The organism is Pseudohongiella sp. (assembly GCF_040877505.1).
Classification (GTDB): Bacteria; Pseudomonadota; Gammaproteobacteria; order Pseudomonadales; family Pseudohongiellaceae; genus Pseudohongiella.
Map to the genome: position 1 here is coordinate 294776 of NZ_JBBDNQ010000006.1, position 18285 is coordinate 313060.

15 protein-coding genes and 1 tRNA gene are annotated in these 18285 nt (G+C 55.2%); 15 read left to right on the forward strand and 1 reads right to left on the reverse strand.

Annotated elements, in window-relative coordinates; all coding sequences use genetic code 11:
• The 13 genes from ihfA to WD071_RS01545 all read left to right on the forward strand — a co-directional run bounded on the left by ihfA (position 1) and on the right by WD071_RS01545 (position 16504).
• Positions 1-306: an integration host factor subunit alpha gene (gene ihfA / locus WD071_RS01485; RefSeq protein WP_368046513.1), complete on the forward strand. Its 306-nt coding sequence runs from the start codon at positions 1-3 to the stop codon at positions 304-306.
• Complete coding sequence (locus tag WD071_RS01490; protein WP_368046514.1) at positions 290-643, forward strand: MerR family transcriptional regulator; 354 nt, start codon at positions 290-292, stop codon at positions 641-643. Before ihfA ends, WD071_RS01490 begins: the two co-directional genes overlap by 17 nt.
• 243 nt (positions 644-886) lie before the next feature.
• Complete coding sequence (locus WD071_RS01495) at positions 887-3781, forward strand: TonB-dependent receptor (RefSeq protein ID WP_368046515.1); 2895 nt, start codon at positions 887-889, stop codon at positions 3779-3781.
• A gap of 160 nt (positions 3782-3941) precedes the next feature.
• Positions 3942-4018: transfer RNA gene (locus WD071_RS01500), tRNA-Pro, on the forward strand.
• 192 nt (positions 4019-4210) lie between these two features.
• Complete coding sequence (locus WD071_RS01505; RefSeq protein WP_368046516.1) at positions 4211-5530, forward strand: EAL domain-containing protein; 1320 nt, start codon at positions 4211-4213, stop codon at positions 5528-5530.
• Positions 5527-5991 carry a DUF6644 family protein gene (locus WD071_RS01510; protein ID WP_368046517.1) on the forward strand — a complete coding sequence of 155 codons (465 nt, stop codon included), beginning with the start codon at positions 5527-5529 and terminating at the stop codon, positions 5989-5991. Before WD071_RS01505 ends, WD071_RS01510 begins: the two co-directional genes overlap by 4 nt.
• A 1-nt stretch (position 5992) precedes the next feature.
• Positions 5993-6484: a DUF6644 family protein gene (locus WD071_RS01515; RefSeq protein ID WP_368046518.1), complete on the forward strand. Its 492-nt coding sequence runs from the start codon at positions 5993-5995 to the stop codon at positions 6482-6484.
• Between the two features lie 14 nt (positions 6485-6498).
• Complete coding sequence (locus WD071_RS01520) at positions 6499-7686, forward strand: acetyl-CoA C-acyltransferase (protein ID WP_368046519.1); 1188 nt, start codon at positions 6499-6501, stop codon at positions 7684-7686.
• Positions 7676-9334, forward strand: coding sequence for a YdiU family protein (locus tag WD071_RS01525; RefSeq protein ID WP_368046520.1), 1659 nt, complete (start codon positions 7676-7678; stop codon positions 9332-9334). Before WD071_RS01520 ends, WD071_RS01525 begins: the two co-directional genes overlap by 11 nt.
• 188 nt (positions 9335-9522) lie before the next feature.
• Entirely contained in the window at positions 9523-10656 is a 1134-nt protein-coding gene (locus tag WD071_RS01530; protein ID WP_368046521.1) for an efflux RND transporter periplasmic adaptor subunit, read from the forward strand.
• Positions 10657-10722: 66 nt separating this feature from the next.
• A complete protein-coding gene (locus WD071_RS01535) occupies positions 10723-13893 on the forward strand; it encodes an efflux RND transporter permease subunit (RefSeq protein WP_368046522.1) in 3171 nt (1056 codons plus the stop codon).
• A 62-nt stretch (positions 13894-13955) separates the two neighbouring features.
• Positions 13956-14552: a LemA family protein gene (locus tag WD071_RS01540; protein WP_368046523.1), complete on the forward strand. Its 597-nt coding sequence runs from the start codon at positions 13956-13958 to the stop codon at positions 14550-14552.
• Between the two features lie 20 nt (positions 14553-14572).
• The gene (locus tag WD071_RS01545; protein WP_368046524.1) at positions 14573-16504 is read left to right on the forward strand and encodes a M48 family metallopeptidase; all 1932 of its coding nucleotides are present in this window, start codon (positions 14573-14575) and stop codon (positions 16502-16504) included.
• Between the two features lie 91 nt (positions 16505-16595).
• Here WD071_RS01545 and WD071_RS01550 read toward each other — a convergent pair whose 3' ends face one another.
• Entirely contained in the window at positions 16596-17480 is an 885-nt protein-coding gene (locus WD071_RS01550; RefSeq protein ID WP_368046525.1) for a folate-binding protein YgfZ, read from the reverse strand.
• 83 nt (positions 17481-17563) lie between these two features.
• Here WD071_RS01550 and WD071_RS01555 point away from each other — a divergent pair, with 83 nt between their 5' ends.
• A complete protein-coding gene (locus tag WD071_RS01555; RefSeq protein WP_368046526.1) occupies positions 17564-17833 on the forward strand; it encodes a succinate dehydrogenase assembly factor 2 in 270 nt (89 codons plus the stop codon).
• Complete coding sequence (locus WD071_RS01560; protein WP_368046527.1) at positions 17833-18282, forward strand: hypothetical protein; 450 nt, start codon at positions 17833-17835, stop codon at positions 18280-18282. Before WD071_RS01555 ends, WD071_RS01560 begins: the two co-directional genes overlap by 1 nt.
• Positions 18283-18285 lie beyond the last annotated feature (3 nt).

Below are 18285 nucleotides of genomic sequence, written 5' to 3' on the forward strand. Positions count from 1 at the left end.
ATGGACAAGGGCGCACTGACAAAAGCTGAAATGGCTGAACGCCTGTTTGACGAGTTAGGCGTCAATAAACGTGAAGCCAAGGAGCTGGTTGAGCAGTTTTTTGAAGAGATACGTCTGGCATTGGAGAGCAGTGAGCAGGTTAAATTGTCCGGATTCGGCAATTTTGATCTGCGGGACAAGAAACAGCGCCCGGGTCGAAACCCCAAGACCGGCGAGGAAATACCCATCAAAGCACGGCGTGTTGTCACATTCCGGCCAGGCCAAAAGCTTAAGGCGCGGGTAGAAAAGTATGCTGGAACCCAATAGCAACAAGGAGTTGCCGCCAATACCGGCCAAGCGCTACTTCACTATTGGTGAAGTAGGGGAGCTGTGCACGGTCAAGCCGCATGTGCTGCGCTACTGGGAGCAGGAGTTTCCTCAGCTTAAACCAGTCAAGAGGCGAGGCAATCGCCGGTATTACCAGCGCGAAGATGTCCTGCTGATCCGCCAGATCAAATCTCTGCTGTACGAGCAGGGATTCACCATTGGTGGGGCACGCCAACGTATGAATGGTCATCAGGAGGCTTCGGCAGGTACTTCCGTGGAAGCGGGGGAACTCAGGCAGATGATCAAAGAATTAGAGGAGGCGCTATCGTTGTTGTAGTTGCAACTGCTACTCCATTGCGCACCAACATGGTGCCATATCGAACATTCGTCCTATCAAAAGTTCTCTATTTGTTACTCCCCGCCTTTACATCATTTTCTCCAGTGATATAGTCCATAAGCTACTCAACAGGGCCTTTGCCTTGTTGGGTAATTTAAAAGGCAAAAAATATTGCCAATTAGTGTCGTGCATCCCATCTGCATGACAGACCTAAAATCATAATAAGCTTTAAGAGGTCTATGGATGAAATCACAATCTGTTTTTAATTACAGAGTCAGTCTGCTGTCCGCAGCAATCGCCGCAAGTCTGCTTGTTCCCACCAGCGCCGTTATGGCGCAACAAGAGCCCGAAGTAGAGGAAGTTGTTGTAACTGGCTCTTTTATACGTCGTACTGAAGGTTTTCAGGCGGCATCTCCGATTCTTCAGTTTGATGCTGAAGATATCGCCACCGAAGGCACGCCCAATATGGGTGATGTCATCAATAGTCTGAGCTTTAATCAGGGCTCATCTATCACCCAGAACTCGCTGACCGGTGCGTCCAGCACAGCAACTTCAATCAATTTGCGCGGGTTGGGGGCAGGTGCAACACTGAACCTGGTTGACGGTATGCGTGTCATCGGGACCAATGTTAATACCTTTCTGCCACAGATTGCGATCGGTCGCATGGATATAGTGACAGACGGCGCCGCAGCACTCTACGGTTCTCAGGCCGTAGCCGGTGTGGTCAACTTTGTGCCGCGCAAATCATATGACGGTGTTCGTGTTGAAGTGTATCGGCAAGGCGATGACCGTGGTGATTACACCGACGATCAGGTCAGTCTGCTGGCCGGTACCGAATGGAATGGTTTCGACGTTGTTGTCGCCGGTGAATACCGCACCAACGGCCGCCTGCGCATGATTGACCGGCCGGAGCAGATGAACGCCGGCCTGACGTCGTCAAGTACACCCAATCCCGGTCGTTATCGCGTGCCGCTGCGTGATGAGAATGGTGAACTGACGGGTGATACGGCAGTGCGGTCAGACCCCAATTGCGGCGGGGTACGTCAGGACCCGACTCAGGTCGGCAATAATCCGAACGGGTTCACGTTTGGTGGTCAGTGCTGGTATGACTTCGGTGAGTTCTGGGATTACCGCGCCGCGCAGGATTCTGCCCAGGCTTTTACTCACCTGACTTATGATGTCAGTTCGGACCTGACGCTGTCGGGGCAGTGGAGCTACTACAAGCGCTGGACAGCCAACCGTGGCTCACCTTCCAACCCGGGTGGTCGTACCGGAGAGTTGCCGATTATCCGTGGCGAACTGCCCGGCAACCCTTTCCCGGCCCGTGATGCCAATGGCAATCAACTCTATGCACTGGACTCGAATGGCGACGGCGTGCCTGATCGCGATCAGAACGGTCAGGTGGTGCGAGACCCCAATGGTATCCCGTTCAATGAAGATGTCGCGTTTTCCGCATGGCGTCCCTGGGGTAAACACGGCACCTTGCCATCCCAGCTTGGGCCCGATGGTGCCACCATTGGTTCCGGATTGTTGTTCGGGTGGCGAACGGCGCTAACGGCCGATTTCACGGTTCCTTTTGTTGACGGCTGGGACGGCAGTGCGACGTACATGTACGCCCGCTCTACGGACAACAGCAGAGCCAACAACTTCAGTCTGGGCATGTTGACCCAGGGTTTGAACTGCGACGTCGTGAATGATCGTGATGCCTGTTTTAATCCGTTTGTCTCCCCGGACGGCAATAACCTCAATACCCAGTCGGTAGCCGATTCCACCTACGTGCAGAATCGTGTCGATGACGTTGAGACCCTGCAGACAGTGGATCTGGTGTTTAACGGCACTATCGCACCGGGTGGGTTTGCGTTGCCGGGTGGCGAAATTGGTGCCGCGGTTGGTTATCAGCGCCGTGAAGACCGCTTTGACAATACGCCCAGCCTGCACAGCCTTACGGGTGACGTATTCATCGGCACCCAGTTGTTCCCGTTCAGTGATGGGCGTTCAGTCAATGCCTTCTTTGGTGAGCTGGCGTTGCCGGTACTGGATAACCTGGAACTGCAGGTTGCGGTTCGTAATGAGGAATACAGTACCGGTCAAAGTTCAACTGATCCCAAATTCGGGCTGATTTACCTGCCGACTGACTGGTTATCTGTGCGGGCAACCAAGGGCACGTCCTTTATTGCACCGTCGTTGAATCAGTTAAATGCGCCGCAATCCTGTGGCCTGACCAACGTGGCGGACCCATTCACCACATTCGCTGCCTTTACCGCCAACTGCTCGCAGGGTAACCCTGATCTGGTGCCGGAATCAGCGGATACCATGGGCGTAGGGGTAACACTGAACCTGCTGGAAGGCATGACGCTGGATATTGACTACAGCGAAACCGACTTTACTGATCGTATTATATCGTCGACGACTGCCGATATCCTGGCATCTGACTTCTTTAACTTCCGTCAGGCCACTGGCTATTCTGGTACCGGTACGCCACCGATTGATATGGTCCGGAGTTGGGTAGCCAGTCCGCAATCTGATCCGCGCATCCAGCGTGATCCGAACAATGTTGCTCAAATCGACCGTATTATCAGCAGCGATACCAATGCATCCAGCATGCTGGTGGAAGCGATTGATATCAAGTTCGACTATCTGTTCCCAATTGCTGATCTGGGTATGTTTAATGTTGGCGTCGATGCGACATTCGTCGATACCTACCAGTACCAGCTGTCACCGGATCGGGACGTCGTGGAGGCCGTGGGTAACCAGAACGCCCTCACCGGTGCTGTGCCCCCGATGCCGGAGTGGAAGGCCAACGTCCGTCTGGGCTGGTCGCGTGATCAGCACAGCGTCAATGTCATTGTCCGTTACCTGGACGAGATGACATTCGATGCCAGCAAGTTCGAGTTCCAGCGCTTGCTACCATTCAGCAACTACCGCGATGTTGACGTGTTGCGGGCATCAACCATTACTGATGCCAGCTACAACTATCGCGGCCTGCAAGCCTTCGGCGGTGAATTCTCGTTCACTGTAGGTGCCCGTAATCTGTTCGACAGGCTGCCACAGAAGGTGCCATTGCTCGGCGGCATGGAATCATTCCTGTATGACCCGACAGGGCGCATGGTTTATGGCCGGGTAACATTCGAGATGTAAGCGCCGATGTGCCGACACGGACGTTGGCAAGTTAACGAGCGTGTTAAATAAGGAAGGCGGCCAGGTTCCCCCCGGGCCGCCTTTTTTATTGCCCGTCAGCTTTATCTCTCGTCAGGCTTGCAAGCCGACGCAGGGCAAGTATAATGCCCGCTCGATTATTCGGGGCGTAGCGCAGTCTGGTAGCGCACTACACTGGGGGTGTAGGGGTCGCAGGTTCAAATCCTGCCGTTCCGACCAATTAAGGGCTGGCAGTTCGATAAGCACAGCCCATGAAAAGAGAGCATGTCTTTGGCTGCTCTCTTTTTTTATGCCACGCTGTTCACTCTGCGAAAATTTATTGTCTGTTGTTTCAGGTGCTTGCCCGCTGGCGTTGGGCGCCGATCCATCGTAAACTCGGTCCATGATTCAGTCTGCCGAAAAGCCTTTAATGTGAAAGCCAAATCTGACCACAGCTCCAAATCCACGCCCGATCCATCCCCGGGTTCCGCTGAACCGACGGATAAGTCGACGGTGTTGCCTGTGCTGGATCCGGTAGAAGCTTTGCAGGTGGAAAAGCTTTACCGGGCCGGCGAAGTCATTATGCGCCAGGATGAGCCCGGTGATTGCGCCTACTTTGTTCAGAGCGGACGTGTCGAGATCACGCTGCGGCGCCCGGATGGCAGCGAAATGGAAGTAGGCCGCCGTGGTCCGGGCACATTGATTGGCGAGATGGCGATAGTTGATGACGGTCCCCGCAGTGCCACCGTGCGCGCCCTGGAAGACTGCCGGCTACTGGAGATATCAAAAGCGGATTTCAGCCGTGCTGTCCAGAACGCCAATCCTATCGTAGGCCTGGTGACCAAGCTGATTCTGATGCGTTATCGGGATATCCTGCAACGCTCGGAAAATGTCCGGGAGTTTACCGGCGTCACGACCATGCTTGAGCAGCAGGAACGTTATCATGCTGAAGAAAGCCAGGTTCTGGACGCCGTCCGCATGGCAAACGAGTTCAAGGTGGCTGTCGGCAGAAAAGAGCTGTTTCTTGAGTATCAACCTTTTATCGAGATCGCCAACGGTCGCATCATTGGTTTTGAGGCGCTCATGCGCTGGCATCACCCTACCAAAGGGCTCATGCGACCAGACCTGTTTATTCCCATGGCTGAAGATACCGGACTGATTATCGAAGCGACCCGCTGGGCGTTCCGTGAGTCATGCAAGGCTCTGAAGCGGATGATCACTCAGAGTGGAGATTCGTCACTGTTCATCAGCGTCAACTTCTCTGCCCAGGATTTCGATGACCCTGCGTTTCTGGATGAGATGCTGTTCATTCTCCACGAAACCGGCATTCATCCCTCGCAGATACATCTGGAGATCACGGAGCGATTGCTGTTGCGACAATCGGAGCACGTGAGGAAAGTTCTGCTGCAATGTCGGGATCATGACATGCAGATCGCTATCGACGATTTTGGTACCGGATATTCGTCACTGAGTTATCTGCACCAGTACCCGGTAACAACGCTTAAAATTGATCAGAGTTTCATTCGCAATATGACCACCGACAAAGGCGCCCTGGGCCTGGTCAAATCAATCCTGTCCCTTAGTGAAAACATGGGGCTTTCCATTATTGCCGAGGGCGTGGAAACCCGGGAACATGTCGATATGTTGAAGTCATTGAAGTGTCAGGTCGCACAGGGATATTTTTTCGCGCGCCCGGTACCCGAGCATGAAGCCGCCAGTCTGCTGGCCGCTCAGGCAAAGCGCGTGCCATGACCGAGCTAAGTATCAGGCTGCTGAGCACTGTTCCCGGCCTGCCTCCTGTGCTGCAAACCATTCATCTTCTGGGCCTGGCCATGCTGATGGCGTCGGCGGTGATGATGAACCTGCGTTTGCTGAACCTGGCGGGTCGGCGTCAACAGGTAGAGGAAATGTTGCAACGTCTGTTTCCGTGGTTCTTCTGGGCATTACCGGTGATGCTGGTCAGTGGTCTGCCATTCCTGCTCGCCCGTCCGCAGCGCTACCTGAATAATCCGGTGTTTGCCATCAAGGCCGGTTTTCTGTTGTTAGCGCTGTGTACCATGACGGCACTGTGGTTGGGATTTCGTCGTGGCACAACGCAACAGCAAACGTTGCTGATAAAAACGCTGGCACTGGTGTCTTTGTCCGCATGGTTGATGACGGCAATGTCCGGCCGCTGGATTGCGTATTCTGACTATCTGTTCTGGCCAGGGTGACATGATGCTGCAACACGAATTCTGGCTCAATCTTGAGTATCTGTGGCTGGCCGAGCAGATCGGCGCAACGTGGCTGTTTCCGTTGTTCAATTCTTTGCACGTGCTCAGTATTACGTTGATGCTTGGCGCCTTGCTTATGCTTGATTTGCGTCTCACCGGTGTTGCCGCAAAAATCTATCCGTACAGAGTCCTGAGTCAGGATTTTCTGCCATGGATCTGGGCCGCGTTTGCCATAGCCATCGTAACCGGTGCAGGTCTGTTCATTACCCGTGCCAGTGCGCATGTGCTCAACCCTGCCTTTCAATGGAAAATGGTGCTGATGCTGCTGGCAGGGTTGAACATGCTGATTTTTCATCGTCGCCGGGTGCGCATGGCTGTCGGCTGGGATCAATCCGGGCCCATGCCATGGTCAATGCGTCTGACCGGCGTTGCTTCCTTGGTGCTGTGGGCCGGTGTTATGCTGGGTGGGCGCTGGATGGGACATATAATTTAGTTTGGGAGAACGACATGGGCGAAGCATACATTGTTGCAGCGGTCCGTACCGCTTGTGGCCGCCGAAACGGACGACTCAGCGGTATTCACCCGATCGATCTGGGCGCAGCGGTGGTGGATGAACTGCTGGACAGAACCGCATTGCCGGCCAATGCCGTCGATGATGTAATATTTGGCTGTGTCAGCCAGGTCGGCGCGCAGGCGGGCAATCTTGCGCGGAATGTGGCACTTGCATCACGCCTTGATGTCTCTGTTCCCGGTGTTACTGTTGATCGTCAATGCGGGTCGTCGTTGCAGGCCATACATTTTGGCGCACAGGCGGTAATGTCAGGCACCCAGGATCTGGTTATCTGCGGCGGTGTCGAAAGCATGAGTCTGGTTCCAATCGGCTCCAATATCAATGACACGCTCGACAAGGGCAGAGGCGTACCTCGCGGTGAGCGTATTGATGAGTTATACCCTGGCATTGAATTCAGCCAGTTCGATGGTGCCGAATTACTGGCACAAAAATATCATATCAGTCGCAAGGAACTGGACAAGTTCGGTGTGCTCAGCCATCAGCGCGCAGCAGCGGCAACCAACAATGGTCATTTCCGCCGTGAAGTGGTGCCGGTGGAGGTCACGCTGCCTGATGGCAGTCTTGACACCCATGTGCTTGACGAGGGCATTCGCTATGACGTCAGCCTGGAATCCATGCAGGGTCTCAAGACGCTGTTCGAAAATGGCGTGATTACGGCGGGCACCGCCAGCCAGATTGCCGATGGTTCGGCCGCGCTGCTGATCGCCAGCCGCCGCGCGGTGGAAAAATACAATCTGCCGGTGCGGGCGCGCATCCATACGCTGGTCGTTGTGGGCTCGGATCCGGAGATTATGCTGGAGGGGCCGATCCCGGCTACCGAAAAGCTGCTCGATCGCGCCGACCTGACGATAGACGACATTGACCTGTATGAAGTTAACGAGGCGTTTGGTTCAGTACCCCTGGCCTGGGCCAAGGCGCTTGGCGCTGATTTGCGCCGCTTGAATGTCAATGGCGGTGCGCAGGCGCTGGGACATCCTCTCGGGGCCACGGGTGCAAAACTGATGACAACTCTGCTGCATGAGCTGGAAAGGCGAGAAGCACGTTATGGACTGGTCGCCATCTGCGAAGGTGGCGGTACCGCCAATGCCACCCTGATAGAGCGAATAGACAGTCTTGACTGGTAAGCCCTGCGGCCTGGATCAGTTGCGTTTCAGTAATCGCTTCAGCCGGGAACTGCCCGCCGATCCGGTGCCCGACAACTACTGCAGGCAAGTCAGTGGTGCCTTGTTTTCCAGGGTTCTGCCAACACCGGTTAAAGCGCCTCGTCTGCTTGCATTGGCTGATGAGGTGGCAACGCTGCTGGGCTTGTCTACTGCAGACTGCGATCCTCGCCGCCTCGCCAGTGTGTTTTCAGGCAATGAAATTCTGCCAGGCATGGACCCCTTTGCCAGTGTTTACGGTGGTCACCAGTTTGGCCACTGGGCCGGTCAACTGGGCGATGGCCGCGCCATTAACCTTGGCGAGGTTGTCGGCCCGGACGACAAGACCTGGACGCTCCAGCTGAAAGGCGCCGGTGCCACGCCGTACTCAAGACAGGCAGACGGCAGGGCCGTGCTGCGCTCCTCGGTGCGTGAGTTTCTGTGCAGTGAAGCCATGCATCATCTGGGCGTACCAACGACACGTGCGTTAAGTCTGGTACTGACCGGTGATACGGTGGTGCGGGACATGTTTTACGATGGCCATCCGAAAGCAGAGCCAGGTGCCATTGTATGCAGGGTGTCGCCTTCCTTTGTACGATTTGGCCATTTTGAGTTATTGGCCGCGCGTGGCGACATGGCTTTGCTCGAGTCGTTATTACAGTTTGTTGTCAAAACTGATCGGCCGGACCTTGCTGCGCAACTGACAGGTAGTACCGAGGCTGGCCGCAGCGCAATATATCTGCAATGGTTCGCTCAGGTGTGTCAATTGACACAGGACATGATTGTGCACTGGATGCGTGTGGGATTTGTCCACGGCGTCATGAACACTGATAATATGTCAGTGCTGGGCCTGACCATAGATTACGGCCCCTATGGCTGGATTGATGACTACAACCCGGACTGGACACCCAACACCACTGACTCAGAACAACGCCGTTACCGGTTCGGACAACAGGCTGCAATCGCACGCTGGAATCTTTTTCGACTGGCCAATGCTCTGTACCCTGTCATCAAGGACGCTGATGCCCTGCAATCCATAGTTGATGGTCTGCCTGCGTCATATGAAAGTGCCAGATACAAGATGATGGCCGGCAAACTGGGCCTGGCTGACGATGTGATCACGCAGCCACAATTCAAGGATTTACTGGACAATCTGGAGACCCTGCTGTGCTGTCAGCCCATCGACATGACAATCTTCTTTCGTTGCCTGATTGAGTTCGCCTGCCAGGGAAAACGGGAAGACGGAACGTTTGTTGCGCTGGCGGATGTCGTCAGGCCGGCTTTGTATCCCCTGGATGGAAGTGGTGTGAGCCAGATCCAGGACAAAAACCTTCCGTTATTTCAACAATGGGAAAAACTGTACCGACAGTTTTTGGCTGTGTCCGCGTTTAATCACGAGAACAGGCAAAAGTGCATGGCTGCGGCGAATCCGGTTTTTGTCTTGCGTAACTACCTTGCCCAGCAAGCGATAGATGGCTTGGAGCAGGGTGACAGGACCGAGTTTGACGCGCTGCTCAGGCTGTTGCGGCAGCCGTATGCACCCGTGTCGGGACCTGATCAGCGCTTTGCTGAGCGGCGGCCGGCCTGGGCCAGCAACAGGGCCGGTTGTACGATGTTGTCGTGCAGCTCATGACGGGTCTGATCTGCGGTCGGGCGCCTGTCGTAACTACTACGTTGTTTGCCGCAAAAGCGGGGTTTGGTAACACTTTGTCACCGTTGTATCTTGCTTAGAACAGGGCTTTCACGGAAGCTACGCCATATTTGGAATTTACCTTCAACCCCGCTGAATTAGTGCGGCCTCACCGGCCCGGGAGCTGGACCTTGCGATTTATCTTGCGCCATCCGTTATTGATCCTGTTCGTTGTCGCTGCGATAGCGTTGTCTTACGGCGTTTACAGCCGACTTGCGGGAGGCCCTGTCGCTGGCGGTGGCCCGGGCATGATGGGCGGCGGCGGCATGGGGCCGGTGTCAGTCACCGTTGCCGAGGTTATCCGTCAACGACTCGCCGATGAGGTTGAGTCGGTGGGCACAGCGCAGGCCAACGAGTCTGTCAACCTGACGGCCAAGGTTTCCGATACGGTGACGGCTGTCCACTTTGAAGACGGCGATCTGGTAGAGCAGGGCGACATTCTGGTCGAACTGACCAACAGTGCAGAAGCGGCTCGCTTGAGCGAAGCGCGGTCTGAAATGGAGGATGCCAGGCGTCAATATGAACGTCTGGAAAGCCTTATAACCACCAACCTGATTTCACAGACAGATCTGGAAACGGCCCGAACCCGGTTCCAGACCGCAGAAGCGAGACTCGAGGGGGTGATTGCCAACATGGACGATCGCCTGATTCGTGCCCCATTCTCCGGCATGCTCGGTTTTCGCAATATCAGTGAAGGCACTCTGGTAACGCCTAATACCGTCATCACCACACTCGATGATATTTCAACCATCAAACTGGATTTCAATATTGCCGAAGTGTTTTTCGCACAACTTCAGTCGGGTTTGACGGTAAAAGCCAACAGCATCGTGTATCGCGGACGTGATTTTGAAGGCGTGGTTCAGAATATTGGTTCACGCATTGATGAGGTAACCCGGTCGGTTCAGGTACGTGCTGAGATAGATAACAGCGACCGTGTTTTGCGCCCGGGCATGCTGCTGACAGTCGGATTGACGCTGAATGAGCGCGACACCGTGGTGGTGCCGGAAGAATCGTTGATACCCAGCCAGGGACGTCAGTATGTTTTTGTTGTTGACGAAGAAAACATTGCGCGCCGGGTTGAAGTAGAGATCGGGCGCCGCCGCCCGGGGCTGGCTGAAATTGTGTCCGGCGTAGTGCCCGGCCAGCGTGTAGTGACTCAGGGTATAGCACAAGTCAGGCCTGGCCAGCCAGTGCGTATCATGAATACAGGTGAGTCCAGTAACAGTGCATCCGGCAGTTCCACGTCCGGTGAAGGTCAGTCTTGAGTGCAGGTTTGTACTGATCCAGCGGATCAGTCCCGGGCTCATTTTAGAGGGTAAGGCACCATGATATTGTCTGACGTTTCAGTTAAACGGCCGGTTTTCGCCGCAGTGATCAGTCTGCTACTGGTAGCGTTTGGCATCCTGTCGTTCATGGAGCTGCCGGTTCGCGAATACCCTGATACCAGCCCCCCTGTGGTCTCGGTCAGCACCAGCTATCCGGGTGCGTCGGCAGAAATCGTCGAGGCACAGATAACCCAGCTGATCGAGGATCAGATTAATGGGGTTGAAGGCGTACAGACCATCAGCTCATCAAGCAGCGATGGCAGTTCGCGTGTGTCCGTGGAGTTTGCCGTCGGTCGCGATATTGATCAGGCGGCCAACGACATTCGTGACAAGGTGTCCCGGGTCACCCGGCGCCTGCCTGAAGGTGTGGATCCGCCCGAAATAGCCAAGGCAGATGCAGATGCACGTCCGATGGCGTTTTACAATCTGCAAAGCACTCAAATGAGCTTTATTGAGCTTAACGATTACGCCGAACGCTACGTAGTCGATCAGTTCGCTGTGATTGACGGTGTGGCCAGTGTTTCGGTTCGTGGCACAGGTGGTTATGCCATGCGGGTCTGGCTGGACAGGGTTGCACTGGCCGCCCGCGGTCTCGCAGTGACCGATGTGGAATCTGCCTTGCGACGGCAGAATATCGAGCTGCCAGCCGGGCGTGTTGACTCGCTGGAGCGCGAGTTCAGCGTCCGTGTCGATCGCGTCTATCAGACGCCCGAGGACTTCAGAGGACTGGTTATCAGTCGTGGTGAAGATGGTCACCTGGTGACCCTGGGAGAGGTCGCGCGGGTGGAGCTGGGCGCAGCCAGCAATCGGGCCGTGTTTCGCGGTAACGGTGTCGACGCCGTAGGTCTGGGCATCGTGCGCCAGTCTACCGCGAACAGTCTGCAGATACTGAGGGATACGATCACGGTGGCAGAGCGGGTCAATTCGACTTTGCCCGATCATATGACCTTACAGCTGTCGAACAGTGATGCAGAGTTCATTGAGTATGCTATCGATTCGGTGTACAGCACCATCATTATGACTGTCATTCTGGTCAGCCTGGTTATCTACATGTTTTTGGGCTCATTCCGCAGCATGTTGATTCCCGCCGTCACCATTCCTGTGTGTCTGTTGTCGGCATTCATGGTCATGCTGCTATTTGGTCTGACCATCAACCTGATCACCTTGCTGGCTTTGGTGCTGTGTGTCGGGCTGATAGTTGATGACTCCATTGTTGTGCTGGAAAACATACAGCGCCGTGTCGAGGCGGGTGAACCACCTTTGCTGGCTGCTTACAATGGCGCGCGTCAGGTCGGGTTCGCAGTTGTTGCGACCACACTGGTATTGCTGGCCGTGTTTGTGCCGGTTGTTTTCATGGAAGGCAACATGGGCATATTGTTCTATGAACTGGCGATCACCATTGGTGGTGCTGTCATCATTTCAACCGTACTGGCTTTGTCGCTGACCCCGATGATGAGTTCAAAGCTGCTTAACAGCCATTCTCATGAAAGTTTTCTTACCCGAATTGTTGACCGTGTATTCAGATGGTTGCAGCAAGGCTATCACTCAGCGCTGGAATTTGCGCTTGGCATTCGCTACGTCATTCTGGCCAGCCTGGTGCTGGTTGGTGTGGCGGTATATTTCCTGTGGCTACAGATCCCTTCTGAATTCGCGCCACAGGAAGATCAGGGTGTGTTCATGGCCCGGATCAGCGGACCCGAAGGTGCCAGCATGGCCTACATGCAGGAACAGGCCAATGAAATGCAGGAAAGTGTCACGCCGTTCCTGGAAAACGGCGAAATTAAAAGTATTGTCACTATCCTGCCCGGCTTTGGTGGTGGCAGCGGTGTCAGCGGTGGTATGGCTATTGTCGCGCTGGCAGACTGGGAGGTCAGGGAAAAACCGACACAGCAGGTCATGAACGAGTTGGCCGCAGATTGGCAGAATCTGCCGGGCCTGGAAATAAACATGTTCATGCGGTCCGGGCTTGTGCGCGGCGGTGGGGGTATGCCGGTTCAGTTCGTGATTGGTGGTCGCACCTACGAAGAGCTCACACAATGGCGTGACATCCTGATTGAGCGCGGTGAAGCCAGTGGTCTGTTCACGCGTATGAATTCGGATTTCCTGGAAACACGACCCAGTCTGACGATTACTGTCGACAAAACCCGGGCTGCAGATCTTGGCGTGTCAATTCAGGCTATCGGACGAACCCTGCAGGCCATGATGAGCGAGAGCCGGGTAACGACATTCGCCGACCGTGGCGAGGAGTACGACGTCATTCTGCAGGCCGAAGAGAGCCAGCGCGCATCACCGGATGACCTGACCAATATTTATGTCAGGTCGGAAAGCAGCGGACAGTTGATTCCCCTGTCCAACCTGATTGCTGTTGAGAACACATCATCGCCCAACTCACTGAATCGCTACATGCGCATGCGCGCCATTACTCTCAGCGCGGGCTTGCAACCCGGTGTCACACTGGAGCAGGGACTGGACTTTCTTGAGCAGGCTGTACTGACTGAGCTGCCGGAACACGCACAAATCAATTACAAGGGCGAGTCGCTTGAGCTGAAGGAAGCCAGTGGCGGACTGGCTTTCATTTTTGCCATGTCACTGCTGGTTGTGTTTCTGGTGCTGGCAGCCCAGTTTGAGAGTTTTGTGCATCCGATGGTGATCATGACCACAGTGCCTTTGGCAATTTTTGGTGCGCTGATCGGTTTGCTGTTGACCGGCGGCAGCTTGAATATCTATACCAATATAGGATTGATTATTCTGGTGGGTATCGCCAGCAAGAACGGCATTCTTATTGTTGAATTTGCCAATCAGTTGCGGGATGAAGGCAAGGCCTTTCGTGAAGCGCTGGTTGAAGCCTGTGATATGCGTTTGCGACCGGTGCTGATGACAGCCCTGTCGACCATGATGGGTTCATTGCCCTTGATTTTTGCCACCGGTGCCGGCTCTGAAAGCCGCGTGTTGCTGGGAACGGTTATTTTTTCCGGTGTTCTCATGACAACCCTGATGACCTTGTTTGTCGTTCCGGTCGTGTATGATCTGCTGGCGAAGAACACCGGGTCGCCGCAAACAGTCGCGCGCTTGCTTAACAAGCTGCAAAGCAAATACACTGAGGATGCTAAGCCTGCGACAGCCTCAACCGCAAGTGGTGCAAACCAGGCCGTCAGTCAACGCCTTGAAGACATCTGATACTTTGATGTGGACCGGCAGTTGACGGTGGCCGTCAATGCCGGGCAAGGGAGTAACAGTGTATGGAAGTGACAACAATCGTAGTGCTGGTCGTCGTTGCGGTGCTGGCTTTTTATGGCATCGGTATCTTCAACAGGCTTGTAAGTCTCAGAAATCGGTATCAAAACGCATTTGCGCAAATCGAAGTCCAGTTGAAACGGCGCTATGACCTGATACCCAACCTGGTTGAAACCGCCAAAGCCTATATGGCGCATGAGCGCGAAACCCTGGAATCGGTCATCTCTGCCCGCAACGCAGCCGCTCAGGGCTTGAGTGACGCGGCAGCAAAACCCGGCGATGCCACTGCCATGCAGGCGCTGGCAGCGCAGGAAGGCGCACTGGGCGGGGCACTGGGGCGGCTTAATGTGGTAATGGAGGCTTATCCGGACCTGAAAGCCAGCCAGAACATGATGCAATTAACCGAAGAGCTCACCAGCACAGAAAACAAAGTCGCCTTCGCGCGGCAGGCGTTCAATGATCAGGTGATGGCCTATAATACCTATAAGCAGAGCTTCCCGCCGGTCGTTTTTGCCGGGATTTTTGGTCACGGCGCGGACGCTTCATTATTGGAGTTTGCTGATAGCGAGCAGATACAAGACGCGCCCAAAGTCAGCTTCTGAGTCTTACCGGAGCCACGTCCATGGATTTTTTCCAGGCCCAGGATATCGCGCGCCGCAAGACCGGGCGTCTCGTTCTGCTGTTTGTGCTGGCCCTGGTCAGCCTTATCGTGATTACCAACCTGCTGGTGATTGTCACACTCGGTCTGGCGTCGACCGAGGCAGGAAGCGGCGTAGCGTTTTCTGCTACTGATCCTGGCTTGTATGTTGTCATCAGCCTCGCTGTCCTGGCTGTTGTAGGCTTTGGCAGTCTGTACAAAACTGCCAGTCTTCGCGGGGGCGGGGCACGCGTCGCCGAGTCTCTGGGTGCGCGTCTGCTGGTCCCGGGCGGTGGCGATATTTACGAGCAGCGGGTACTCAATGTTGTTGAGGAAATGGCGATCGCTTCTTCCACGCCGGTACCACCGGTCTACCTGATGGAAGAGGAGGCCATTAATGCTTTTGCTGCCGGTTATTCGCCCGCTGACGCCGTGGTGGGAGTCACCCGTGGCGCCATTACCAAATTGCAGCGCGAAGAACTTCAGGGTGTCATAGCCCACGAGTTCAGTCATATCCTGCACGGTGACATGCGGCTCAATATCCGGTTGATTGGCTTGCTTCACGGTATCCTTGTGCTGGGCATGATGGGGTACTATCTGATGCGTACCGCTGGCGTGAGTCGTCGTGGAAAAAACGGCAATGGCATCGTTTTTCTGGGATTGGGACTGATTGTCATAGGCGCCGCAGGGACGTTTTTTGGCAATCTGATCAAGGCTGCTGTCAGTCGGCAGCGCGAGTATCTCGCCGATGCATCGGCGGTGCAGTTTACCCGCAGCGCCGAGGGTATCGCCGGTGCCCTGAGGCGAATAGGCGGTGACAGCGCAGGTTCACAACTGGCAAATCCCGGCGCTGCCGAAATCAGTCATGCCCTGTTCAGTCAGGGGGTTTCGACCTCATTCGCTGCGTTGTTTGCAACGCACCCACCGTTGCAGCAGCGCATAAAACGGTTACAGCCGCAATGGAACGGAGATTTCTCCATGGCGCCAGCGCCTGATCAGGATGGCTCTGGCAGTGACCGGGCCAGCAACGCTGCAGCGGGTGTCGACGATCGTCAGCGTAGTGTCTCAATGCTGGATGTAGCCGTCGTGTCCGCCTTGCAAAGAGCCGGTTCTCCCGATTCGGCAGATCTGCGCGAAGCGCACCGGGTTCGCAGCCAGTTGACCCCGGTTTTTCTGCAGGCGGCACACGAGCCTCACGGTGCGCGTGCCCTGGTCTATTTTCTGCTCCTTGATTCGGCAACAGATGATGCATCGCGCACTGGATTTCACGCGCAGCTCGCTTACCTCAAAAGCAATGCTGACGCTGGCGTCTACCAGGAATTGTCGAGTCTGATTGCACAAAGCGATCGGCTGGCCGGCGGTGACCACCTGGCACTGATCAACATTTCGCTCTCAGCTTTGCATCAACTCAGCTCCGCGCAGTACAAACTGTTTGGCAATAACATGCTCGCGATTCTGGAACTGTCGCATGGCTGCAATCCCATGTCATGGCTGTACCACTACCTTGTGCGCAAAAATCTGGATGTGGTGTTTGCTGCCGCTGCCAGGAACCGCCGTGCGCGTTCGCGCCGGTTGGCCGAGTGCGGCGATGCCTGTCAGGTGACACTGTCGCTGATGGCGCACGCGGGACAACAAGGTACAGCGGTGCCGACCGCCTTCACCGCCGCCTGTCAGCAACTGCGGGCAGACCTGCCTGGCCTGGTGGATACTTCATTGCGGCCGATTGACCAGTTGAACCGGGCGGGGCTGTATGTTGCGCTTGATGAGTTGTCGTTGCTGAGCGCACCGGAAAAGAAAAAATTCCTGCTTGCGGTAGCGGCCTGCATTCAGACCGATGGTGCTGTGACGGTCGCAGAACAGGCGTTATTCCAGACCTTTGCCGAAATACTGGACTGTCCTGTGCCAGCCTTGTTTTGAACCCATACCTGACATCGATCGGCAGCACCGACAGCACCGACATGAGCGTCACGCAAGCGCTCAGGACTACATGCCCGGTACCACCACCTGATCAATCACGAGGCACGGGCATGATGGCAAGCACATGCATCTGCCCATCGGGATGTTGTACTGAGTCCACAATTTCGCGGCCCTCAGGCAACTGCTGTGAGTTCGACAGTGCCAGATATGCCAGGCGTTTTTTGGCTTCGGCCCGGTAGTACATCCGCGCCACCACTTCCTGGCCGGTATAGCAGCCTTTCTTGAAATCGATAGTGCCATCGATGTCATAGTTCAATAACTGAGGTGTATACAGATCCTGTTGTCCGGGCCGGATATGGGCAATACCCGCGCGTATATCCGCGATACGCCAATCCTGCTCAGAGCCTGACTGACACCCTGATGACAGTGTCGATGCAAGCTCTCCATGGCTGGCGCTGAGGACACAGTAAAATCTTGCCGGCGACTCCTCAATACGAATGACGGCAGCACCCCGGGCCACGGTGCAGGCATCCCGGGTCTCTGGCGCGTGGATGCCGGCTGCGCTGAGAGCCTTTGCTGCCTCGTTACCAACAAGGCCCAGGACCACAAATTGCTCGCTGACTTTCTGTAGCTCGGTTTTGAAGAAAACCTGATATTTTTGTAAGGTGCCAAGCACGATATCAGCCATACCGGCACTGCATAACAGGAGCAATCGATCATCATGCATGACCACCCGAAGGTCGGCCACCACGCGGCCTTTCAGATTGCAAAGCGCAGCGCGCAAGGTCCGGGTCGGGGATAATCTGTCCATGTTGCAGCTTAGCTGACCCTGCAAAAAGCGCTCGCTGTCCGGGCCGCTGACGGCAATGATGTCGAAATCGTCAAGCTGAGTCAGCCATGCCCGATTTGCTTCATCTGCTATCGGGCGTTTCAACTCTTTATCAGCATTGGAATTGTCTGACGGTTTGACAGGCATAGTATCTAAATCCGGTAAAACTCGATAATTTCGGTTAAAATCCCTGCATGGCCAATGTTCTGGCTTAGCAGACAGGAATCACTATGTTATCAGATATCAGGTACAAGAAAATGCTCTGGCACAGTCGGCGCGGGATGTGGGAGCTGGATATTTTATTGCTGCCATTTGCAGAAAACCTGCTTCCGACACTGGGCCTTGATGAACAGCAGCTGTACGAGGAGCTGTTGACAGAAGAAGATCAGGATCTCTTTGCCTGTCTGGTCGAACGTGCAACCCATCCTGATCCGAAGATTCAGGCGCTGGTATCCAGAATCCGGGAATATGCTGCATCGGGCGTCCGTCGGCCGCACTGATGGGGTTGCGATTTTGTCCGGAACCGTCCGGCGCGCTGACCGGGTTGTATTGCGCGCTGCACATGACGGCCGCTCTGGCGGTGGTTACAAGTGCCGTTCCCGCAGCAGGCAAGGTGCTTCTGGCTGTGTTGCTGGTGGTGCAGGCAGTCGCCCAGCTGCGGCACGCAACTCTGCAGGCTGACACAGCAATTGTCGCTGTTGATTTTGATGTAAACGATTCTTTGCTCGAGTTGGCAAACGGGCGCCGGATACCCGTTGTTGTCAGCCAGATATACTGTGTTCCCTGCCTGCAAGTGGTCCGGCTGCAGCGCAGGACGAAGCAGGCGGATTCATTTTTCAGTTTTGTGGTATTCCCTGACAGCGCTGATGCTGATACCCGTCGTCTGTTACGGGCCTGCCTGTTGAAGTTGTCGTTGCGGCCACCGGATGACCAGAGAACCTCTGAATAAGTC